The sequence below is a fragment of the Ruegeria sp. I1 genome (assembly GCF_056532675.1).
On record NZ_JBQFNM010000001.1, the window covers coordinates 552,972 to 574,260 of the forward strand.

The window sequence follows — 21,289 nt, forward strand, 5'->3', positions numbered from 1 at the left end:
GTCAGCCTTGATTCGGGCCTCTGATCTGGCGGATCGTGCTGCGGACGGCTTGCCAGTCTTTGGCTTGCTGGGCGTTTCCGGCAGCTTCAGATTCGCGCATCTTTTGAGCGGCTTCCGCCTCGGCCCGGTCTCCATGAACCGAGTACAAGGCACGTGCATATTGCGCTGTTTTGAGTGCGTCCATTTCGGTCATCCTCCGTGGAATGTCTGAGGGTTCGCGCGGGTACTATACTACACGGCCAGTCGGATCGCACGATTGGGGGATTCCCTTAAGCGGTTGTCTGTTCAGCTTCGGCCCGCAATTCGCATAGATGCTGGGGGAAATGACGGGCGGTCATATCGGCTTCGCGGATCAGCGTGTCGAAATGGCGGGTAAACACCTCGATCCGGTCCCGGTCGCGGAACGCCATATAGTGGCTGCCGGCATAGAAGACGCACAACAGCGGGCCAAAGATCGTCACCGGTGCAGAATACAAGCGTTTTGCATCAAACAGATAGATCCGCAGACGCGGGTAGAGCTGTTCGCACAAGGCCAGAAGATGGTCGATCTGCTCCAGCCGAACTTCCAGCGGTAGGCCTTCGTAATAGCCTTCACCAAGGGCAAAGCTGCGGATTTCGAATAAGGGCATTGCGATCTCATAGTCCGATTGCGCACTGCGCATCCATGTTAGCCGATCCTCGGAGGCCCCAATTGCCTGATCCGCCGTGCGGCCCAGATGCGGGGCGTATTCCCATTCCAGCACGGCGCGGGTCTTGAGCATATCGGGCAGGGTGGCCGGGACATAGCGGATCTTGTAGCCCGCAGCCTCTTGATGCCATTGGAAAATCCGCTCATCCACCAATGCGCGCGGGGCCTCTGTCATGCTGAGGGACCCGGCCAACAGTTCCGCCGCGCTTTCGGGTCGGTCTGATAGGCTGAGAAGCCAATCGGCCGAAACCCCCAGTGCTGCTGCGCAGCCACCAATCACATGGGCATTGGGCAGGCGCGCGCCGTCATCCGCCAGCAGTTGCGAGACGGTAGACCGGTCCACGCCAATGCTGCGGGCCAGGGCGCTTTGGCTGGTTTGGCGGTCTTCCATCGCGCGGGCCAAGCGTAGGCGAAACTGCGCAGCGCGCACGCGTTTGTCGAGTTTTTCATCCATGTGTTTGAAAATATCACATTTGATGAATTTTGTTAATCATATTCAGAATTCCCAACAGGCCACCCCGTAGGTAACGCTTTTGTGAGAACAATAAAAACGGGGTCCGGAATGGAGACGCGGCAAAGGTCGGTCGTGAAGGCACTGATTTGGAATGCGTTGGGGTTGGCGGTCATGACTTTGGTTGGTCTGATTGCCACTGGGTCAGTGGCGGTTGGCGGTGCGTTGGCGCTGATCAATACGGCCATCGGTTTGACGCTGTATGTTGCCTATGAACGGGTCTGGGCTGGAATCGCGTGGGGCCGCAATGGCTGAACCAACACGGCCCCAATCGCCCGAATGGGGGACATTCGCCCTGATCTTAGCCTGTTACGCCGCATGGCTGGCCGGTCTGTTCTGGCTTGCGGCCTGGTCCCTATGGCTCGCCATCCCGGCCTTGGGTCTGGTTGCTGCCTTGCATTCCTCGCTGACGCATGAGGCGTTGCACGGGCACCCATTCCGCGCCAGATGGCTGAACGAGGCGCTGATGGCCCTGCCGCTGACTTTGTTCATCCCGTTCAACCGCTTCCGCGATCTGCATCTGGCGCATCATCAGGATGCCAACCTGACCGACCCCTATGACGACCCCGAAACGAACTATCTGGATCCGAAAGTTTGGGCGCGACTGTCGTGGTGGCAAAAGCGGCTGTTTGTGGCCAACAACACGCTTCTGGGCCGGATCGTGCTGGGCCCCGCAATCGGACAAGTGATGTTTCTACGCGATGAATGGCATGGGATGATCCGAGGGGATCGCGCGATTCTTCTGGCTTGGGCACTGCATATCCCCGGCGTCGCGGTTGTTTTGTGGGTGGTCGCGCAATCGGCGACGCCGATCTGGGCCTTTGTTCTATCAGCCTATATCGGGCTGGGTCTGGTCAAAATCCGGACCTTTCTGGAACACCGTGCGCATGAGAAATCTCGCGCTCGGACGGTGATTGTCGAAGACCGCGGGCTGCTAGCCTTTCTGTTTTTGAACAACAACCTGCACGTTGTTCATCACATGAACCCTTCGGCCCCATGGTACCGTCTGCCTGCACTCTATCAGGCAGGGAAAGACCGATATCAGGCTTGCAACGAAGCCTATGTCTATCGCTCATACGCGCAGATTTTCAAAGAATACTTCTGGCGGGCGAAAGATCCGGTGGCCCATCCGCTCTGGCCAAAGCCCTGATTCCACGACAGAAGGGGAGCCATGAGTTTATGGATTCCCGTCACCATCGCCGCCGCCTCATTCCAGACGGTGCGGTTCATGCTTCAAAAGTCGCTCAGCAGCGTGAAACTATCCGCCGCTGGTGCAACTTTTGCGCGGTTTGCCTATTCGATGCCGCTGGTGGTTCTGGGGCTGGCCGCAGCACTGTGGGTGACGCAAGCCGCAGTGCCACCGCTGACCGCCCAGTTCTGGCTGTTCGTTGCCATAGGTGGAACGGCGCAGATATTGGCGACGATCTGCGTAGTGGCCCTGTTTAAACAACGCAATTTCGCGGTTGGGATCACTTTCAAGAAAACCGAAGTGATTCAAACGGCAATCGTCGGATTTCTGATCCTTGGGGATAAGGTTTCAGCCGGGGCGCTTGGCGCAATCCTGTTGGGATTGTTGGCGGTTCTTTTGCTGTCCAAAACACCGGGCGGAGGCGGCACGTGGTGGCGCCATCTGACCAACCGTGCCTCGCAGCTTGGGCTTGGGTCCGGTGTGTTGTTTGCGTTCTCAGCCGTCAGCTATCGCGGCGCATCGTTGGAGCTTGGCGACATTGATGCATGGTTCCGTGCCCTGATCACTCTGGCAGCCGTGGTCACCTTCCAGTTTCTCAGCATGGGGCTGTGGCTGCTGTGGCGCGACCGGGCCGAATTGCTGGCAGTCTGGCAAACCCGATCCACAGGCGTATTCGTCGGGCTGACCAGCCTTGGCGGGTCGTTCTGCTGGTTTCTGGCGTTTACGTTGCAAAACGCGGCTTATGTCAAAGCACTCGGGCAGGTGGAGCTGATCCTCAGCCTTTTGGCCTCAATCCTGTTCTTCCGCGAGACCATCACCCGGCGCGAAATCGCCGGGATGGGATTGTTGGGCGCCTCAATACTGGCGCTGGTGCTGGCGATCTAGCTGGCGCGGCGTTCGTCGAAACTGAGCGCGATGAAGCTGGGCAGGTGGTCGCCCATGCCGACAATCTTGGGGCCATTGTCGTCCCGGCGACCACGACCCTTGGCGGGCTTGTCCTGTTTGCGCTCGTCCTTGCTGCGGTCGTATTTTCTATCGTCCGTGGGCTTGGCCTTTTTCTCAGGCTTGGCGGCCTCCGGCTTGGGATCTTCCTTAATCGGATTGTCGAGCCGGGGAATTTCCTTCTGGATCAACTTTTCAATCGCAACCAGAGCCTTTTCGTCCCGGCCTGAGCAGATCGTGATTGCCTTGCCTTCGCGCCCGGCGCGACCAGTGCGGCCGATCCGGTGCACGTAATCCTCGGGATGGCCGGGGACGTCGAAATTGAACACATGGCTGACGGCCGGAACGTCGAGGCCGCGTGCAGCGACGTCCGAGGCAACCAGCAGACGCAATGATCCGTCGCGAAACCCGTCCAGTGTTTTCATCCGCTGCGACTGATCCAGATCGCCATGGATAGCGGCGGCATCATAGCCGTATTTCTTCAGCGATTTCGCGCAGATATCGACATCTGTCTTCCGATTGCAGAATATGATCGCGTTGGTGCATTTTTCACCCTCGGCGTCGATCAGTGCGCGCAATAAGTTGCGTTTTTGGCTTGCTTCACGATCCCGGCGGCCACCTTTGAACATGACAACGCCCTGTTCGATCGTTTCGGATGCGGTCGCTTGGCGCGCAACCTCGACCCGGGCGGGGGCCGATAGGAACGTGTCGGTGATGCGTTCAATCTCGGAGGCCATGGTGGCCGAAAAGAACAACGTCTGGCGGGTGAACGGCGTGAGCGAGAAGATGCGTTCGATATCGGGGATGAACCCCATATCCAGCATCCGGTCGGCCTCATCCACGACCATGATCTGAACGCCGGTCAGCAGCAGCTTGCCGCGTTCGAAATGGTCCAGTAGACGGCCCGGCGTCGCGATCAGAACGTCTACGCCGCGGTCAATCAGCGCCTCTTGCTCTTTGAAGCTGACACCACCGATCAACAGCGCTTTGGTCAGCTTCAGATGCTTGGTGTAAGTGTCGAAATTCTCGGCCACCTGCGCGGCCAATTCGCGCGTCGGACACAGCACTAGTGACCGTGGCATCCGCGCGCGGGCGCGACCACGGGCCAGCAATGTGATCATAGGCAGCGTGAAGCTGGCGGTTTTACCCGTGCCGGTTTGCGCGATCCCCAGAACGTCGCGTCCTTCGAGCGCAGGTGGAATCGCGCCCTCTTGGATCGGGGTGGGGGTTTCATATCCAGCTTCCTCAATGGCTTTGAGGACCTTGGGGTTCAGGTTCAGTTCGTTAAACTTTGTCATGTATGTCCGGTTCATGCGGACACTAGACCTGGCCCGCGCGTCTGAAAAGTGCCGGGCCCGGATGGCCATGCGCTTTTTGCGCATTTCGGCTTGGGCGCGGACATAACAAAAAGGTAGGTCAGGGTCAAACAAAGACCAGCCTGTCACACATGCAAGGCGTCAATGCGGGATTCTACGCAACAATTCAGCCACTTCCGGGGAAATGTTCTGCGATTTTCTGGCTCAGGTTCAATGGCCTGTGCCGGATCAGGCCGTAACGTTCCAACCGCGTGCGCACGTCAGGGTCCTGACCGCTGATCTCGGCATAGAAGGCGCGCAGACCGTCCATGCCTTGTTCATCCTTGATCCAGCTGAACAACTCATTCTTGTTCAAGCCACCTTTTTCGCGCGGCACGTTGGGCGACATGCCGGGCTGATAAGACCCTCTGGTCATCCGAAATTCATAGTGCGCGATCCAGTGTTCCCAATCCGGTGCGTGACGGTGGCAGAGTTCAAACTGAGGCTGTTCGTGCTTGCAGGGTAGTAGTTTCTTGTTCTGAAACAGGTTGTGTATCCGAAAGCTGAGGTTTTCCAGCCCTGTACGCACGATCAACTTTCCCTGCACATGACTCAGGAACCCGCCCAGCACAAAGGCGCCGTATGTTGGGTAGATCTCTTGCACAAGCGCCTCGCGGGTGGGGCTTTTAGGGATATGCGCCTTATACAGGTCATCACCGCCTGATATCGCCTCTGACGGCCGCACGCGGACCGCCGGGATATCTTGCGGGACTGTAGCCAGCACATCCGCGACGGGCTCTGACGTCCACAAAAACTCATCCACATCGATATGGGCCATCCAGTCCAAATCCGCACGTCGATAGGTATGGGTCGCGATAAAGGTCTGGCGAATCTGGTGCTTATCCGGGCGTCCGCGCGTGCGTTTTGACCAGAATGCCTCATCGCACGATTGCACCTGCACCTTGGGATGCTGGCTGAGCGCCTGAAAGGCAACCGGGTTCGGCTCGTCCAGAAATACATAAAGCCGGTCGACCCCCAGATCGAGGTGATGCGCCGCAAAGCCGAGGATATCCTCGGCCCGGCCACGGACCATCGAGACAATGCCCCAACGGGTCATGTGCGGGACCGCAGCGTCGCGCGCCGGTTGCGCATGTGTTTTAACCGGCGAAACACGGTGCCGGGATCGGCGTTTAACGTGCTAAACAAATGATCGGCAAGGGGCGCGATTGTAGGGTCATTCAGGGCCTTGGTCCAAACCGGCGCCATCAGATTGGTATCCAGCCCGCCAGAATCCAGCGAGAAGGATTTCATCTGCAGGGGTAAGGGTTTGTGGACCTTGTTGCGCGATCCATAGGGGGTTTCTGGCGCCGTGCCGGAAAACAGGCGTTCGTATTCGTAAATCTTCATCAATCCAAACAACATGCGCAGAGCTTGCCCGACTTCGCGCTGTGTTGGGGTCTGGCCGTGATCGGCAAAGGTCTGGACCGAGGAAACCAGCCAGCGCAGGTCCAGCACAGACAGAAGATGTGCGGACTGTTCAGCCCAGAGCCGCTGAAAAAGATCCGGGGCGTGGCGTGGAAATGACCGTTTGCGCAGATTTGCAACCAGTTGCGCGTTCAGAAAGGCAAGCTCAGACTGTCCGATGAACTCTTCGGCGATTTTCACCCGCTTACGATCCCATGAGGTCTGAATATCCAAGGGTGGCAGTTCCGTTGCGCTTGGCGGAACGGTTTGTGCGGCCAGTGCCTCAAGGTCTGCCTCCGGCGGGGGCAGCGAGTTCGCGCCGAATTCGAACGGGGTACGGCGCTTGTCATAGCCATCCAGCATATCGGGCAGTCCGCGGGGAAAGGTCAGATCGTCATCGCTCATGCCCGCAAGATTGCACAGCCTGAGTCTGCTGTGCAATCAACCCTTTCCCTTAAACCATCATCTCCTTGGTGGCCGTCAGGTTCAGCGCCGGATAGTCGCGCACGACGCGGTCGATATCCCATTGAAGACGCGTCAGATAGACGATGTCGCCATCATGGTCATGGGCGATGTGCTGCTTGTTGGCGTTGACGAATTTCTCGACCTCAAGTTTCTCACCGCTGACCCAACGGGCCGAGGTGAACTGAGACGCTTCGAACCGCACTGGCAGGCCGTACTCCATCTCAATCCGGCTGGCCAGCACTTCGAACTGCAGCGCGCCGACCACGCCCACGATAAAGCCCGATCCGATCGAGGGTTTGAACACCTTGGCCGCGCCTTCTTCGGCAAACTGCATCAGGGCTTTTTCCAGATGCTTGGCCTTCATCGGATCGCCCGGACGGACGGTCTGCAACAGTTCCGGCGCGAAAGAGGGGATGCCGGTCACGCGGATCGCTTCGCCTTCGGTCAGCGTATCGCCAATGCGCAGCTGTCCGTGGTTCGGGATGCCGATAATATCGCCGGCCCAGGCTTCTTCGGCCAGTTCCCGGTCGGAGGCCAGGAACAGAACCGGGTTCGAGATTGCGATAGGCTTTTTCGACCGCACATGGGTCAATTTCATACCGCGCTTGAAGTGCCCCGAGGCCATGCGCACAAAGGCCACACGGTCGCGGTGCTTGGGGTCCATATTGGCCTGTACCTTGAAAACAAACCCGGCGACTTTCTTTTCATCGGGTGCGATCTGGCGCGGTTCAGCGGATTGAACCTGCGGCTGCGGGCCATAAGCGCCGATGCCTTCCATCAATTCCTTCACACCGAACGAATTGATGGCCGAACCGAACCAGATCGGGGTCATATGGCCTTCCAGAACGGCCTGCGGGTCCAGCGCGGGCAGCAGTTCTCGCGCCATCTCGACCTCTTCCAGCAGTTTCTCCAGCAGATGTTCGGGCACGTGCTCGGCCAGCTTGGGATCATCCAGCCCGTCGATCTGGATGCTTTCAGCCACTTTGTTACGATCTGCGCGGTCCATCAGTTCCAGCCGGTCGCGCAGCATATCATAGCAGCCGATGAAATCCCGACCCACGCCAATCGGCCAGGCGGCGGGCGTGACGTCGATGGCCAGCATTTCCTGAATTTCGTCGATGATCTCGAACGTATCGCGGCTTTCGCGGTCCATCTTGTTACAGAAGGTCAGGATCGGCAGATCGCGCAGGCGGCAGACCTCGAACAGTTTCTGCGTCTGGCTTTCCACACCTTTTGCACCGTCAATCACCATCACGGCGGCATCCACCGCGGTCAGCGTGCGATAGGTATCTTCCGAGAAATCGCTGTGACCAGGGGTGTCCACCAGATTGAACCGGAAATTCCCATAGTCGAACGACATCGCCGAGGCGGACACCGAGATGCCGCGATCTTTCTCCATTTGCATGAAGTCCGACCGCGTGCGCCGCGCCTCACCCTTGGCGCGCACCTGTCCCGCCATCTGGATCGCACCGCCGTACAGAAGGAACTTCTCGGTCAGCGTCGTTTTGCCCGCATCGGGGTGCGAGATGATGGCGAATGTCCGACGACGAGCGATCTCGGGCGGCAGGGTAGGTTGGTTCGAGGCGGTATCAAGCATAAGCGCGCGTATAGGCGGGGAAACCCGCCGAGGCAAGACAAACGGGGTGGTGCGAATCGGCTGCTTGTGGCAAAAAGAACAAATAGTGAACAAAATGATGGAGCTGAGCGATGAATTTGAAAGATATTGCTGACGAACTGGTTGCAGGCTGCCGAGAGAACAGGGCTAAGGAAAACCTGACCAAGCTTTATGCGCCTGATGCCGTATCCGTCGAAGCACAAGATATGCAAGGCATGGGCCGCGAAACGCAGGGCCTCGATGGCATTGGCGGCAAGCATGACTGGTGGGAAAACGCCCACGAGGTGTCGGGCGCGTCAGTGAGCGATCCATTCCTGCATGGTGAAGACCGTTTTGCCGTAGTCTTCGAAGTCCAGGGCAAAGTAAAGGAAACCGATGAAAGCTTCGATATGCGTGAAGTGGCGATTTATCACGTTGCGAATGGAAAAATCGTGAGGGAGGAGTTTTTCTACTGACGATGGGCGACATTTCTGATCTGTTGATGCCGAACTTCATTGTTGCGTGCGCTAGCCTGTTGGCTAAACAGATCAGATCATCGAGGACCGAGCCTGGAAATGAGCAGTGTTTTCAATAAACTGGCAATGGCATTCATGGCGGTTATCATATTAGTTGCCCATCAATCGGATGTTGTGCTTGCCCATCCGGGTCACGGCCCTCCGGACCGTCCGGGTTTATCGCGCGATGGCTCGACTTCGGCGGGGTCTCAGCGGGATGGAAGCGACCGTGATAGGCTGATGACTAAGGCTCAGCGTCTTTCGGCGGATGCCGATGATCTGGTGAAGAAAAGCACCCTGCTGCAACGCCGTATCGCGACGGTCGATGCCCGAGTTTCGAAATCTGTACACGCCCTGCAAAGCACCGGAGAGCTTAGGGACTCAGCGCGCAAACAGATTTTGCGGTCGGTGCGCTCAGCTCGTCGGGCGACTGAGCAACTGATCAGTGAATTGGGTTTGTTTCTGAAAGTATACTCGACAGATCTGACGCCAGATGTGCGCAATAGTCTGGATATGCGCCTTGCGCATCTGAATACCCGCGAGACTTATCTTGCCGATCATGAAGCGAAGCTGGCTGACGTTGATGCATGTAGCAGTACGCAGTGTGCGGAGGTTGTGCAAAATCTGTATCAGCAGGGTGATTGGACAGGCGAGAGCGCTGAACTCAACGCATTGTCTGAGATACTGAAATCGCTTGAAAAAGCGTGAGCTTTTCGCGCTGAATCTATGTGACACCGCTGGTCGATGCGAAAAGGGGAAGTGAATGGACCTGGGAATTCGAGGAAAACGTGCTTTGGTGTGCGCCAGCAGCAAGGGGCTGGGCCTGGGATGCGCCGAGGCGCTGGCCGAGGCCGGTGTCGATCTGGTGATGAATGCGCGTGGGGTTGATGCGCTGGAGGCCGAAGCTGCGCGGTTGCGTTCTGCATATGGCGTTGATGTGCAGGCCGTCGCCTGTGATGTGACCTCCGCGGAGGGGCAGGCTCAGGTGATCGACACGGCGCAAGGCGTTGATATTCTGGTCAACAATGCCGGGGGTCCTCCGCCCGGTATGTGGTCGGATTGGGACCGCGATGATTTCATCAAGGCGCTGGATGCGAATATGCTGACGCCGATTGCCTTCATGAAAGCGCTGTTGCCTGCGATGATGGACAAAGGCTGGGGCAGGGTGGTTAATATCACCTCGCAATCCGTGCGCGCACCGATTGCCGTGCTTGGCCTGTCGAATGCGGCGCGTACTGGTCTAACCGGTTACGTGGCGGGAACGGCGCGGCAGGTGGCTCCTCATGGGGTCAACATCAACAACCTGCTGCCGGGTATTCATGCAACCGACCGGGCGGACTCGCTCGATAGTGGTGTGGCGGCACAACAGAGCATTTCGATCGACGAAGCGCGGGCTGCGCGGGCCGCAACAATCCCAGCGCGCCGGTATGGTACCCGGGCCGAGTTTGGGGCCACCTGCGCCTTTCTGTGCTCGCAACAGGCCGGGTTTATCGTTGGGCAGAACATCCTGTTGGATGGTGGTGCAACCAATTTGACGATGTAGCCATGTCACAAGGATATTCCCTGAAAGATCAGCTGTTTAATGATGAGAAAACCCGGTATCTGGCCGGGCTTTTTGCCCAGGCGGACCCGTCTTTTGATGCGGATGCCTTTCATGGGCAGGTGATGTCTCGCCTCACCGAGCTGGAGCTGAAAGAGCGCATGACTTGGATTGCAGATTGTCTGCAATCGGCCCTGCCGGGTACACTGCCCGAGGTCGCGCCCGTGATCCTGCGCGCGCTGCCACCGCCTTTGGACCCGACCAAAACGGATGATGATTTCGGGGATTTCATCTTTGCACCGCTCGGCGAATGGGTGGTCGCGATTGGGCTGGACGCGCCGGAGGATGCTCTGGATCTGTTTGAGGAACTAACCCAAAGGTTTTCAATGGAATGGGCGATCCGTCCGTTTCTGAACCGTTGGCCCGATCTGGTTCTGAACCGGATGCAGGACTGGTGCGCGCATGACAGCTATCATGTCCGCCGATTGGTCAGCGAAGGCACGCGGCCACGCCTACCTTGGGGGCAGGCGATTGGGTTGGAGCTGAATGATCCTATGCCTTTGCTTGATCGGTTGCATGGCGACAAAACACGCTATGTCACCCGCTCGGTTGCCAACCATCTGAACGATATCTCAAAGAAACAGCCCGATCTGGTTCTGGCGCAGCTCAAGGCCTGGCAAGGGGCGGGCAGGCAGAACGCGGATGAGCTGGACTGGATGATCGGACACACGCTGCGTGGCCTTGTAAAGGCTGGACATCCGGGCGCGATGGCCATGCTGGGCTATGATCCTGACGCCGAACTGGCCATTGGTATCGAGCTCTTGGCAGAGGCCCGGATTGGAGAAGCGCTGGAGTTTTTAGTAGACATGAAGGGTCAGGGCGCGCAGCCGGTTCTTGTGGATTATATTATTCACTTTCAAAGGCCTGGAGGGAAGACCTCAGCCAAGGTGCACAAGCTGAAACAAGCTGCGCTGAAGGACGGGGCGTTGCGTTTGGAAAAGCGTCACAAGCTCAAGGCCAACGCCAGCACGTTCCAGCTTGTTCCCGGTGCACATCGGCTTGAGATTCAGGTGAATGGCAAGGTGCGGGCGGGTGTTGATTTCGACCTGCTGGGCTGAGATATCGCACAGTTTTGTCAAATTGGGCCGGGTGAATTGCCCGGTCCGAAAAGTTGCACTAGCTGCTAAGCAGATATCGAACAGAGGACATCCGCGATGAATCATGAATCGGTGCAGAACTACTATGGCGAAGTGCTGCAAAGCAGTGCGGATTTGCAGACCAATGCCTGCTGCACCCCCGATGACATGCCGGATCATCTGAAGAAAATCCTATCGAAACTGCACGATGAAGTGCTGACCCGCTACTACGGCTGCGGCCTGATCGCGCCGCTTGACCTTGAAGGGATGAGCATCCTTGATCTGGGTTGTGGTGCTGGCCGGGATGTTTATGCCCTGTCGGCGATGGTGGGTGAGAGCGGACGCGTCGTCGGCGTCGATATGACCCAGGAACAGCTGGAAGTAGCTCGCGCGCATCAGGACTACCACGCCAAGGTCTTTGGCTATGCCACCAGCAATGTTGAATTCCACCACGGCTATATCGAAAAACTGGATAAGTTGGATCTGGAACCGGGTTCTTTCGATATCATCGTGTCGAACTGCGTGATCAATCTGGCGACTGATAAAGAGGCCGTATTACGCGGCGCGCATAGGCTGCTGAAAGAAGGTGGCGAGATGTATTTCTCGGACGTTTATGCAGACCGCCGTATCCCACAAGCAATGGCCGAGGATGAGGTTCTGTATGGTGAATGCCTCTCTGGCGCTTTGTACTGGAACGACTTTCTGTCGATATCGCGTAAGGCGGGCTTTGGTGATCCGCGCCGCGTGACACATCGGCCCCTGACCATCGAAAACCCGGTGCTCGAAGAACGCGTCGCCCCGTTGAACTTCCTGTCGGCCACATATCGTTTGTTCAAGCTGCCCGCGCTGGAGCCCGCCTGCGAAGATTACGGTCAGGCCGTGATCTACAAAGGCACCATCCCCAACGCGCCCCATCTGTTCGAACTGGATGACCATCACGCCATTGAAACTGGCAAGGTCTTCCCGGTTTGTGGCAACACATGGATGATGCTGAAAGACACCCGTTTTGCCCGCCATTTCGACTTTATCGGCGATTTCTCGACCCATTATGGCATTTTCGAAGGCTGTGGCGGCGAAAGCCCGTTTGAAGCAACCGGTGCTGCACCCGCGTCCGGCGGCTGCTGCTGATCCCTTGCGCCCAAGGGGCGGGGTTGCTATCCCCGCCCAAGCCCGATGGTTTTGATCGGGAAAGGTTACGGGGTCATCGGTGACAGCAGAGGCAACTCCACCACGTTTGGAAATTCGCAACATGACCCGCCGGTTCGACGGGCGGGTTGTGGTGGATGACGTCTCGCTCAGCGTACAGGCGGGGCAGGTTACGTGTCTGCTTGGGCCGTCCGGTTGCGGCAAATCAACCACGCTGCGGATGATTGCCGGGGTCGAGATGCAGGATTCCGGCGAAATCTACGTCGATGGCAAGCTGATCTGCGATACCGTGTTTCGGGTGCCACCGGAACGGCGCGAAATTGGCCTAATGTTTCAGGACTTTGCGCTGTTTCCGCATCTGAGCGTCGCCAATAATGTGGCCTTTGGCCTGACCGGCAGCAAAGACCAGAAACGCGCCCGGGTCGAAGAGCTGCTGCGCAAAGTTGATCTGATGCGCTTTATCGATGGCTACCCGCATCAGCTGTCAGGGGGGGAGCAGCAACGGGTTGCCTTGGCCCGTGCGCTGGCGCCGCGCCCCCGGATCATGCTGATGGACGAGCCGTTTTCGGGGCTCGACAATCGGTTGCGCGACGGTATCCGGGATGAAACGCTGGCGATCCTGAAAGAGGAAGACGCCGCGGTATTGCTGGTCACACATGAGCCCGAAGAAGCAATGCGGATGGCGGATGAGATTGCCCTGATGCGCCGGGGCAAGATCGTGCAACAAGGTGCGCCCTACAACGTTTACACCCGGCCCGCGGATAAAGAGGCGGTGGCCTTCTTTAGCGATGTCAATGTCTTGCGGTCCAATGTGAACGGCGCCCTGGCAGAAACACCGTTTGGCCAGTTCTTGGCCCCCGGCATTCCGGATGGCACTGAGGTCGAGATCGTGTTTCGCCCGCAGCACATCAAGCTGGATTTCGACCGCAATGGCAAAGGCCCATCGCCCACGCCCACCGAAGGGGTTGCCGCGCGCGGCGTTGTTGAACGTGCCCGCTTTTTAGGCAATGAAAGCCTGGTCGAGTTTCGCATGGATTACGACGGTTCGATCCTCAAAACTACGGTGCCCAATGTATTTGTCCCCAATCCGGGGCGGGTTATGTGGCTGACGATCCGCCGCGATCGCTGCTTCGTTTTCCCTCTCTGACGCTCAGTTTCCGCCAAAGTGGTGCGCGAAAGCCTCAGAATGCGTGCGCGCCTTGCTTGCCGCAACGCAAGGGCCCGTCTATCAAGGGCCAAACGTGGGGATTATCGGGCAGATGCGTATACTTCTAACCAATGATGACGGGATCAACGCGCCGGGTCTGACGGTGCTTGAAGCGATTGCTGCCGAAGTGGCAGGGCCAGATGGCGAGGTCTGGGTCGTGGCCCCGGCATTCGAACAATCCGGCGTCGGACATTGCATCAGCTATACGCATCCGACCATGGTGGCCAAGCTGGGCGAGCGTCGCTATGCCGCCGAAGGCTCGCCTGCGGATTGCGTATTGGCCGGTCTGCACGACGTGATGAAAGACGCGCCGCCTGATCTGGTGCTATCTGGCGTCAACCGGGGCAATAACTCGGCCGAGAATACCGTCTATTCCGGCACAATCGGCGGCGCGATGGAGGCGGCGTTGCAGGGTGTACCCGCGATTGCTTTGTCGCAATACTATGGCCCGCGCAACCGGGATCTGGCCGATCCGTTTGAGGCCGCCGTACGACACGGCACCGATGTGGTGCGCAAGATATTGGCGGCCAACCCCGCGGATCAGACGGATTACCGGTTGTTTTACAATGTGAATTTCCCGCCCGTTCCTGCGGATGAGGTTCTGGGTGTTCAGGTCTGTGCCCAAGGGTTCAGACGCGAGACACGCCATACGGTTGAGCCACAGACATCACCTTCGGGTCGGCGTTTTCTGTGGGTCCGGGGTGGGCCGCAGGACAAACCGACCGAACCGGGCACCGATGCGGCGGCCAATCTGGCCGGATATATCTCAGTCACGCCGATGCGGGCGGATCTGACGGCCTATGATGCGCTAGAGGCGTTGAAGTCGATCGAATGAGCGGACTGGACCCGGAAACCGTCATGCAATTCCTGTTTGCCCTGCGCAAACGGGGGGTGACGGATGCGCGTGTGCTGGCCGCGATGGAGCAGGTGGATCGGGGCCGCTTTGTCACCGGGCTGTTCGCGGATCGTGCCTATGAGGATATGCCACTGCCCATCGCCTGTGGGCAAACGATCAGCCAGCCCTCGGTCGTGGGGCTGATGACGCAGGCGTTGGACGTGCGCCCACGCGATACGGTTCTGGAGGTTGGGACAGGCTCGGGTTATCAGGCGGCGGTTCTGTCGAAACTGGCCCGACGGGTCTATACGGTTGAACGCCACAGACGTTTGGTGAATGAAACCGGCCAGCTATTTCGCGAGATGGGATTGACTAATGTGACCGCGATGCTGTCGGACGGATCCTTTGGTTTGCCGGAACAAGCCCCGTTTGATCGGATCATTGTGACAGCCGCGGCAGAGGACCCTCCGGGACCGCTCTTGGCGCAGCTCAAAATCGGGGGTATTATGGTGCTACCCGTAGGACAGTCGGATGCGGTGCAGCAGTTGATCAAGGTCACGCGCACCGAGGATGGTCTGGACTATAACGAATTGTCGTCCGTCCGTTTCGTACCCCTGCTTGAGGGGCTCGGGAAGGATGAGACATAACAGGTATTGAAAGTTTGGTCACCGGAACCCCGGAAAACAGGGGCAGGTGTTGAGGGCAAACGTGATGAGAGCAGTTTCCAAATCGGCAATGCGCCGTTGTGCGACCGGGGTGGCGGCACTGGCCATATTGGCCGGGTGCGAAGGACCACTGGACTATGACCTGCGCGGTCAGATTGGCGGGTTTTCGACCACAGGGGCGGCGCAATCCGCCACCGCCAGTCGCCCGACGCCCGATGCGCGTGGTGTCATCACCTATCCGAATTATCAGGTGGCCGTAGCACGGCGCGGCGATACCGTCCGTGATGTGGCTGCCCGAGTTGGGCTGCCAGAGGGTGAGCTGTCACGGTTCAACGGCCTGCAAACCACCGACACGCTGCGCGAGGGTGAGATCCTCGCGCTGCCGCGTTCGGTGGGTGCGGCCAGCGGGGTCGACATCGCCTCGATCGCCGGGTCCGCCATCGATCAGGCCCCCGCAACGGGCGGCGTGCAGACCACGACACTGGAACCTGCAAAACCGGCGGCAGCCCCGGCACCAACGCCGACCGGGCCCGAACCAATTCAGCATAAGGTGAAGCGGGGCGAGACGGCCTATACGATTTCGCGTCTGTACCAAGTACCTGTTGAATCGCTGGCCGAGTGGAACGGGTTGGGTCCGGATTTCGCAATCCGCGAGGGTCAGTACCTTCTTATTCCGGTCAAGAACCAGCCAGCTCCTCGCGGGGCCGCTCCGGCAGCGCCAGCGGCGGGTGCGACCAATGTTACGCAGCCAGGAGAAGGCTCCCCAACACCAACGCCCCCGAGCGCCACGCAACCCTTGCCGGACGAACAGGTCGAACCCCGCAGCGAAGCACCGGAGGCCCCTGATGTAACAGCAGAGGCCCCCAGCAACGCAAGCCGCTCCGCATTGGCCTTGCCGGTGACGGGCAAAACCATTCGGACCTATGAGAAGGGCAAGAACGAGGGCATCGACATCGCAGCTGCGCCGGGCACACCTGTGAAGGCCGCCGATGCCGGAACCGTTGCCGCGATCACTGCGGATGCGGATCAGGTGCCGATCATTGTGGTCAAGCACAAAAACGACTTGCTGACCGTCTATGCCAATGTCGACGATATCACGGTTAAGAAAGGTGATCGGGTCAAGCGTGGACAGCAGATTGCCGCGTTGCGGGGTGGGGATAATGCTTATGTGCATTTCGAGGTCCGCAAAGGGTTCGAGTCGGTCGACCCAGAGCCCTATCTGCAGTGAATCAAATGGCCTGTACCGGGCCATGCCTCCGGCGGGGATATTTTTAGCCAGATGAAGCTGGGATCACGCCTGGGGGTCGTAGTCACTAAGCCGTTTGCCGGGTTCATCCGTGAAAAGTTCGGGCTGGGGCGTGACCGTTTTGATCAGGTCAATACGGAAAACGCGAAAGCCATCGCGCAGCTCGCACCAGGCGGTCAATGTCCAAACGCGGCCCCAGTATTCCATATGGAGGGGGCGGATCGTGCGGTCGGTCAACGTGCCGTCGATACGGCGATAGGACAGGTGCAGTTTCTGACGTGATTTGATCGCAGCACGGATTGGGGCCATATGGGCCAAACCGCGCGCGGCATCGGCGAAGGGGTAGACAGCGAATTTCCAGGCATCTGCCTCGGCTACGACTTGTGTAGGCAGGACCGCGTCGATCTTCTCGGCAAGGGACTCGGCTGCTGCCTTGAGATCCGGGTCGGCGGCTTCGGCGACGATGGCCATGCCAAGATTCAGCGCCTCCAGTTCGGACGGGGTCAGGTTCAAGGGGGGCAGGGTGATCTGCTCACGCACCATATAGCCCACGCCGCGCTCTCCCTCGACAGGAACGCCAGAAGCCACCAGCGTGTCCATATCGCGGTAGATCGTGCGGACCGACACCTCAAGCCGGTCCGCGATGTCCTGCGCACGGTGCAGTTTGCCGTCGCGCAGGATCTGGATGATATCGAACAGGCGATCAGTGCGGCGCATGGCGCGCCATTCTGACCGCGACTAGGCGGTCATGTTCCATAGTACATTCTCATGCCGCATCTGTAGGCTGTCTGGGTTGATGGCTGCCATCAGGGCGGGGGCAAAGTCCTGTTCCGGGAATTGCGCAGCAGCGTTTTGCGCCGCCTGCATATCCTGCCAGACCACATAGTCGGTCCAGCGCCCGTCCTCGCCCTGGCTGAGCTGGCGATGGGCAAATCCGGGGGCGGTGCGTACAAAGGCTTCGGTGGATTGGCTGAGCGCGACAAACGCCTCGGGCGAGGTGCCGTCGTTCAAGGTGAAAGTAACGATTTCTGCGACATGGGTCATGTGAGTCTCCGTTGACCAGGTTGCGATATCGCTGTTGTAGTCACATACAACTGACATATACCTGTCAGTTGTGAAAGGCGAGCCTTGTAAAATCGTATGTTTGGACCGGATTTTGGAGGCGCTACCGTGAAAGCCCCCTTTTTGTGATGGGGGTTTGGGGCGTAAACACGAGACCAGATCATATTCCCGGCGTGCTGCGCCGACGTCAAAGGAGAAGAAACATGCTCAATAATATCGGCCTTCCCGGCCTTCTGCTGATTGCTGTTGTGGTGCTGGTGCTGTTTGGTCGTGGCAAGATCAGTTCGCTGATGGGCGAAGTTGGCAAAGGCATCACGTCGTTCAAGAAAGGCGTCAAGGAAGGCGCAGACGAGCTGGAGCAGGATGCAGCCGAAGTTGCCAAGGACGTCACACCGGAAACCGAAAAAGACAAGGTCTAAGCGCAGATGTTTGATCTGGGCTGGACCGAGCTTCTGGTCATCGGCATCGTTGCGCTGATCGTTGTAGGTCCCAAGGACCTGCCCGTGTTGTTTCGCAATGTTGGCCGCTGGGTTGGCAAGGCCCGCGGTATGGCGCGCGAGTTCAGCAGTGCGATGAACGAAGCTGCGGACCAGGCAGGCGTGAACGAGATCAAAAAGGGTTTGAATGCGGCCGCCAATCCGGTGAATACCGCAATGGATGGCGTGAAACAGGCGGCTCAGGATCTGGGTAAGAGCATCGATCCCACCAAGTTCGATCCTGAGAGCGAGACGGGCAAGTTGGCCGCTGAACGGGCCGAACAAGCCAAGAAGATTCAGGCAACAAGCGCGCGCGCGACGGCCGAGCGCAAAGCCAAAGAAGCCGCAGATGCTTTGGCCAAGGCCGAAGAGGCCGAAGCCGCTTTGAACACTGAAGGCAAAACATGAGCAAGACCGACGAAATCGAAGACAGCTCAGCCCCATTGATCGAACATTTGGCCGAGCTTCGCACGCGTCTGATCCACTGCGTTGTGGCGTTTCTGATCGGTATGATCATCTGCTTCACGGTGGCCACGCCGATCTTCAATTTCCTGACGCACCCGTTGTGTGAGGTGCTGAATGAGCGGGGACAAGATTGCGGGCTGATTTTTATCTCGCCGCAAGAAGGCTTCTTTGTTGCCATCAAGGTTTCGCTGTTGGGCGGGTTCATCCTGGCCTTTCCCTATATCGGAATGCAGATGTGGCGGTTCGTTGCTCCTGGGCTCTACCGAACCGAAAAGAACGCGTTTTTGCCGTTCATGATCGCGTCGCCGTTCATGTTTCTATTGGGCGCGAGCTTTGCTTTTTATGTCGTAACGCCCTTGGCGTATGATTTCTTTCTAGGCTTCCAGCAGTTCGGAGCCGAGGGCGAGGTGGTAACCGATGGAGCGACAGCCGCACCGCTCAGCGTGGTGTTCCAGGGCTCGGCGCAGGAATACCTGAACCTGACGATCAAGTTCATCGTGGCCTTCGGTCTCTGCTTCCAGCTGCCCGTGTTGCTGACCTTGATGGGCAAAGCCGGATTGGTCAGCGCCGAAGGGCTTGGCTCCGTCCGCAAATATGCGGTCGTCGCAATCTTGGTACTCGCGGCGCTGGTCACGCCTCCCGACGTGATCACTCAGGTCATCCTGTTCGTCGTGGTCTATGGCCTCTACGAGATATCGATCTTCCTTGTCGCCCGTGTCGAGAAGAAGCGCGAAGAACAGCTGCGCGCCGATGGCTACTATGATGACGAGGCTGATGCGGATGAGGAGATCATTCAGGAGGAAGACGGCAAATAACCCGCTCTGAAGACAAAGATAGGCGCGCCGGGTTCGGCGCGCCTTTTTCGTTTGAGGCCCTTGTTGCATCGCCCGGATCATGGTTTGACAGCGCCACATCAAGATCCGGAGGCCCCGATGGATGACCAAGCCCTGAACCGTATCGCCGACGCGCTGGACCGCATGGCCCCTGCGCCCTTGGCTGCCCCGGACTTCAACGCGGCCCCCGCCTTTGTCTGGCATGTCGGCCCGGATCGGTTAGAGCCTGTCACACAGGTCAACCGGGTCGATCTGGACCTGTTGGTGGGGATCAACCGCTCACGCGATACGTTGCTGGACAATACCCGTCGCTTTGCCGAAGGCTATAAAGCCAATAACGCGCTGCTCTGGGGCGCGCGCGGGATGGGGAAATCCAGTCTTGTGAAGGCCGTGCATGGCACACTTCAGGGCGGTCATCCGAACCTGAAACTGGTCGAATTGCAGCGTGAAGACATGGGCTCGGTCGCGCGCTTGCTGAACCACCTGCGCGCGGCGCCGCACCGGTTCATCCTGTTCTGCGATGACCTGTCGTTCAGCCACGATGACCAGCACTATAAGTCGCTTAAGGCCGTGCTGGATGGCGGTATTGAAGGCCGTCCTGAAAACGTAGTGTTTTACGCCACTTCAAACCGCCGCCACTTGATGCCGCGGGATATGATTGAAAACGAACGTTCCAGCGCCATTAACCCATCGGAAGCAGTCGAAGAAAAGGTCTCCCTTTCTGACCGGTTCGGTCTGTGGCTGGGCTTCCACCCATGCGATCAGGATGAATACCTGGCCATGATCGACCGCTACTGCGGTGCCTACGGGGTTTCAGTCGACCCGGAAACCCTACGTGCCGAAGCCATCGAATGGCAGGCCACCCGAGGCGCGCGCTCGGGCCGCGTCGCCTGGCAATTCTTCGTCGATCTGGCAGGGCGCACCGGCGTCAACATAGCCTGATCCCAGCTTCATCTGGCTAAAAATATCCCCGCCGGAGGCATGGCCCAGAACGGGCCATTCTCTTAAAGCAGCGCCACAATCCGCGCAGCCTCATCCGAGGTGCTGGTCAAAGCATCCCGATCTTCGCCGGGATGGAACCGGGCCCGTACGGCGGTGGGCATCGGCGCGGGTTCCACGATAGAAACGCGCGGCCCGGTGCGTTCGGTCTCGACCTGCCAACTGCGGGCCAGCGCCATTTGCGCGGCTTTGGTGGCGCCATAGATGCCATAGAACTTCTCGCCTGCTTTGGGGTCATCAAAGAACACCGCATGACCCGCCTCGCCCAGCAAAGGCGTCACATAGGGGATCAGGACCGAAGTGGCATTGGCGTTTGTGTTCATCGCCTTGGCCCATTCTTTCGGGTCGACAAAATGCGCGGGTGTCAGGGCCGAGCTATGGACGGCTGTGTGCAGCCACAGATCCACTTTGCCCCAGCGATCATGTATTCCCCGGCATAGGGTGGCCATGGCATTGGGATCAGTGATGTCCATCGGGGCCAGGGTTGCAGATCCGCCCTTGGCCTTGATCCGATCGTCCAGCTCTTCCAGCCCGCCGGTCGTACGGGCAACAGCGACGATGTGATATTCGGGGGCCAGCGCCTCGGCCAGGGCTGCGCCCAGCCCGCGTGAGGCCCCGGTGATGAGGGCGATTTTGGTCTGATCGGTCATGGCTGCGGTTTGGACCCCATCGTGCAGGCCGTCAAGAGGCGTCAGCCCCCAGGGATCGCGATCCGCCGGGTCTGGCCGCTTTGTCGCAGCATCACACCGTGCTCGTCTATCGCCACGATGGTGCCCGATCCAAGGCGGCTGCCGGTTTTCACCTCTTTAACGCGACCAGAAGACATTCGCATCAGCGCGCGCAATTCCGCCTTGGGACCAAAAATCCCAAGCACAGACACAGAGTTTTTCTTGAGCGCGCCTTTTTGCGTTGCCGCGCCTTTGACGGTGACATTGGACATAAGCTGCGGTCGGGCAGGGCCCAAACCCCTTTGGTGAGTGGTAGCAGCGGGTTGGTTAACAAAGGCCAGAAAGGAA

At 58.7% G+C, this 21,289-nt stretch carries 26 protein-coding genes; 16 read left to right on the forward strand and 10 right to left on the reverse strand.

All coding sequences use genetic code 11. From position 1 onward, the window contains the following. Position 1: 1 nt before the first annotated feature. Both ACR0DH_RS02830 and ACR0DH_RS02835 read right to left on the reverse strand, forming a co-directional pair. The gene (locus tag ACR0DH_RS02830; protein WP_353006831.1) at positions 2-184 is read right to left on the reverse strand and encodes a hypothetical protein; all 183 of its coding nucleotides are present in this window, start codon (positions 182-184) and stop codon (positions 2-4) included. Positions 185-269: 85 nt separating this feature from the next. After that, positions 270-1,142: a helix-turn-helix domain-containing protein gene (locus tag ACR0DH_RS02835; RefSeq protein WP_480546999.1), complete on the reverse strand. Its 873-nt coding sequence runs from the start codon at positions 1,140-1,142 to the stop codon at positions 270-272. A 108-nt stretch (positions 1,143-1,250) separates the two neighbouring features. Here ACR0DH_RS02835 and ACR0DH_RS02840 point away from each other — a divergent pair, with 108 nt between their 5' ends. The 3 genes from ACR0DH_RS02840 to ACR0DH_RS02850 are packed head-to-tail and all read left to right on the forward strand — an operon-like array spanning position 1,251 to position 3,273. Further along, positions 1,251-1,454, forward strand: a complete 204-nt coding sequence (locus ACR0DH_RS02840) for a DUF2061 domain-containing protein (protein ID WP_480547001.1) — start codon at positions 1,251-1,253, stop codon at positions 1,452-1,454. Beyond that, positions 1,447-2,349 (forward strand): fatty acid desaturase, encoded by a 903-nt coding sequence (locus ACR0DH_RS02845; RefSeq protein ID WP_480547003.1) that lies wholly within the window; start codon positions 1,447-1,449, stop codon positions 2,347-2,349. The genes ACR0DH_RS02840 and ACR0DH_RS02845 overlap by 8 nt, the downstream gene beginning before the upstream one ends. A gap of 21 nt (positions 2,350-2,370) precedes the next feature. Beyond that, complete coding sequence (locus ACR0DH_RS02850; RefSeq protein WP_480547004.1) at positions 2,371-3,273, forward strand: EamA family transporter; 903 nt, start codon at positions 2,371-2,373, stop codon at positions 3,271-3,273. Here ACR0DH_RS02850 and ACR0DH_RS02855 read toward each other — a convergent pair. The 4 genes from ACR0DH_RS02855 to ACR0DH_RS02870 all read right to left on the reverse strand — a co-directional run bounded on the left by ACR0DH_RS02855 (position 3,270) and on the right by ACR0DH_RS02870 (position 8,151). Then, a complete protein-coding gene (locus ACR0DH_RS02855; RefSeq protein WP_480547006.1) occupies positions 3,270-4,628 on the reverse strand; it encodes a DEAD/DEAH box helicase in 1,359 nt (452 codons plus the stop codon). The genes ACR0DH_RS02850 and ACR0DH_RS02855 overlap by 4 nt on opposite strands. A 184-nt stretch (positions 4,629-4,812) precedes the next feature. Further along, complete coding sequence (locus ACR0DH_RS02860) at positions 4,813-5,742, reverse strand: glycosyltransferase family 2 protein (RefSeq protein ID WP_480547008.1); 930 nt, start codon at positions 5,740-5,742, stop codon at positions 4,813-4,815. Further along, on the reverse strand, positions 5,739-6,494 hold the full coding sequence (locus ACR0DH_RS02865; protein WP_480852334.1) for a hypothetical protein: 756 nt from the start codon (positions 6,492-6,494) through the stop codon (positions 5,739-5,741). The genes ACR0DH_RS02860 and ACR0DH_RS02865 overlap by 4 nt, the downstream gene beginning before the upstream one ends. A 49-nt stretch (positions 6,495-6,543) precedes the next feature. After that, positions 6,544-8,151: a peptide chain release factor 3 gene (locus tag ACR0DH_RS02870; RefSeq protein WP_480547012.1), complete on the reverse strand. Its 1,608-nt coding sequence runs from the start codon at positions 8,149-8,151 to the stop codon at positions 6,544-6,546. A 110-nt stretch (positions 8,152-8,261) separates the two neighbouring features. On the opposite strand from ACR0DH_RS02870, the gene ACR0DH_RS02875 reads away from it, so the two are divergent. The 9 genes from ACR0DH_RS02875 to ACR0DH_RS02915 all read left to right on the forward strand — a co-directional run bounded on the left by ACR0DH_RS02875 (position 8,262) and on the right by ACR0DH_RS02915 (position 16,420). Further along, complete coding sequence (locus ACR0DH_RS02875) at positions 8,262-8,624, forward strand: SnoaL-like domain-containing protein (protein WP_480547014.1); 363 nt, start codon at positions 8,262-8,264, stop codon at positions 8,622-8,624. A 99-nt stretch (positions 8,625-8,723) separates the two neighbouring features. Next, positions 8,724-9,371, forward strand: a complete 648-nt coding sequence (locus ACR0DH_RS02880) for a hypothetical protein (RefSeq protein WP_480547016.1) — start codon at positions 8,724-8,726, stop codon at positions 9,369-9,371. Between the two features lie 55 nt (positions 9,372-9,426). Continuing rightward, a complete protein-coding gene (locus ACR0DH_RS02885; RefSeq protein ID WP_480547018.1) occupies positions 9,427-10,206 on the forward strand; it encodes an SDR family oxidoreductase in 780 nt (259 codons plus the stop codon). 2 nt (positions 10,207-10,208) lie between these two features. Beyond that, positions 10,209-11,321, forward strand: coding sequence for a hypothetical protein (locus tag ACR0DH_RS02890; RefSeq protein WP_480547020.1), 1,113 nt, complete (start codon positions 10,209-10,211; stop codon positions 11,319-11,321). Between the two features lie 96 nt (positions 11,322-11,417). Next, the gene (locus tag ACR0DH_RS02895) at positions 11,418-12,467 is read left to right on the forward strand and encodes a methyltransferase domain-containing protein (protein WP_480547022.1); all 1,050 of its coding nucleotides are present in this window, start codon (positions 11,418-11,420) and stop codon (positions 12,465-12,467) included. Between the two features lie 121 nt (positions 12,468-12,588). Beyond that, positions 12,589-13,632 (forward strand): ABC transporter ATP-binding protein, encoded by a 1,044-nt coding sequence (locus ACR0DH_RS02900; protein WP_480547024.1) that lies wholly within the window; start codon positions 12,589-12,591, stop codon positions 13,630-13,632. A gap of 112 nt (positions 13,633-13,744) precedes the next feature. Continuing rightward, positions 13,745-14,527, forward strand: coding sequence for a 5'/3'-nucleotidase SurE (gene surE / locus ACR0DH_RS02905; protein ID WP_480547026.1), 783 nt, complete (start codon positions 13,745-13,747; stop codon positions 14,525-14,527). Continuing rightward, entirely contained in the window at positions 14,524-15,174 is a 651-nt protein-coding gene (locus ACR0DH_RS02910) for a protein-L-isoaspartate(D-aspartate) O-methyltransferase (RefSeq protein WP_353006871.1), read from the forward strand. Before surE ends, ACR0DH_RS02910 begins: the two co-directional genes overlap by 4 nt. A 64-nt stretch (positions 15,175-15,238) precedes the next feature. After that, positions 15,239-16,420 (forward strand): peptidoglycan DD-metalloendopeptidase family protein, encoded by a 1,182-nt coding sequence (locus ACR0DH_RS02915; protein WP_480547028.1) that lies wholly within the window; start codon positions 15,239-15,241, stop codon positions 16,418-16,420. Between the two features lie 63 nt (positions 16,421-16,483). Here the strand turns inward: ACR0DH_RS02915 and ACR0DH_RS02920 are convergent, their stop codons facing one another. After that, a complete protein-coding gene (locus ACR0DH_RS02920; protein WP_480547030.1) occupies positions 16,484-17,155 on the reverse strand; it encodes a helix-turn-helix transcriptional regulator in 672 nt (223 codons plus the stop codon). A gap of 21 nt (positions 17,156-17,176) precedes the next feature. Continuing rightward, positions 17,177-17,482: a hypothetical protein gene (locus ACR0DH_RS02925; protein WP_480547032.1), complete on the reverse strand. Its 306-nt coding sequence runs from the start codon at positions 17,480-17,482 to the stop codon at positions 17,177-17,179. A 221-nt stretch (positions 17,483-17,703) separates the two neighbouring features. On the opposite strand from ACR0DH_RS02925, the gene ACR0DH_RS02930 reads away from it, so the two are divergent. The 4 genes from ACR0DH_RS02930 to ACR0DH_RS02945 all read left to right on the forward strand — a co-directional run bounded on the left by ACR0DH_RS02930 (position 17,704) and on the right by ACR0DH_RS02945 (position 20,216). Next, the gene (locus ACR0DH_RS02930; RefSeq protein ID WP_170373887.1) at positions 17,704-17,919 is read left to right on the forward strand and encodes a twin-arginine translocase TatA/TatE family subunit; all 216 of its coding nucleotides are present in this window, start codon (positions 17,704-17,706) and stop codon (positions 17,917-17,919) included. 6 nt (positions 17,920-17,925) lie between these two features. Next, on the forward strand, positions 17,926-18,384 hold the full coding sequence (tatB, locus tag ACR0DH_RS02935) for a Sec-independent protein translocase protein TatB (protein WP_170530390.1): 459 nt from the start codon (positions 17,926-17,928) through the stop codon (positions 18,382-18,384). Next, the gene (tatC, locus tag ACR0DH_RS02940; protein WP_480547034.1) at positions 18,381-19,256 is read left to right on the forward strand and encodes a twin-arginine translocase subunit TatC; all 876 of its coding nucleotides are present in this window, start codon (positions 18,381-18,383) and stop codon (positions 19,254-19,256) included. The genes tatB and tatC overlap by 4 nt, the downstream gene beginning before the upstream one ends. 117 nt (positions 19,257-19,373) lie before the next feature. Further along, entirely contained in the window at positions 19,374-20,216 is an 843-nt protein-coding gene (locus ACR0DH_RS02945; RefSeq protein ID WP_480547036.1) for an ATP-binding protein, read from the forward strand. Between the two features lie 62 nt (positions 20,217-20,278). Here the strand turns inward: ACR0DH_RS02945 and ACR0DH_RS02950 are convergent, their stop codons facing one another. Then, complete coding sequence (locus ACR0DH_RS02950) at positions 20,279-20,923, reverse strand: SDR family NAD(P)-dependent oxidoreductase (protein WP_480547038.1); 645 nt, start codon at positions 20,921-20,923, stop codon at positions 20,279-20,281. Between the two features lie 41 nt (positions 20,924-20,964). Further along, positions 20,965-21,213 carry a hypothetical protein gene (locus tag ACR0DH_RS02955; RefSeq protein ID WP_480547040.1) on the reverse strand — a complete coding sequence of 83 codons (249 nt, stop codon included), beginning with the start codon at positions 21,211-21,213 and terminating at the stop codon, positions 20,965-20,967. Between the last annotated feature and the right edge of the window lie 76 nt (positions 21,214-21,289).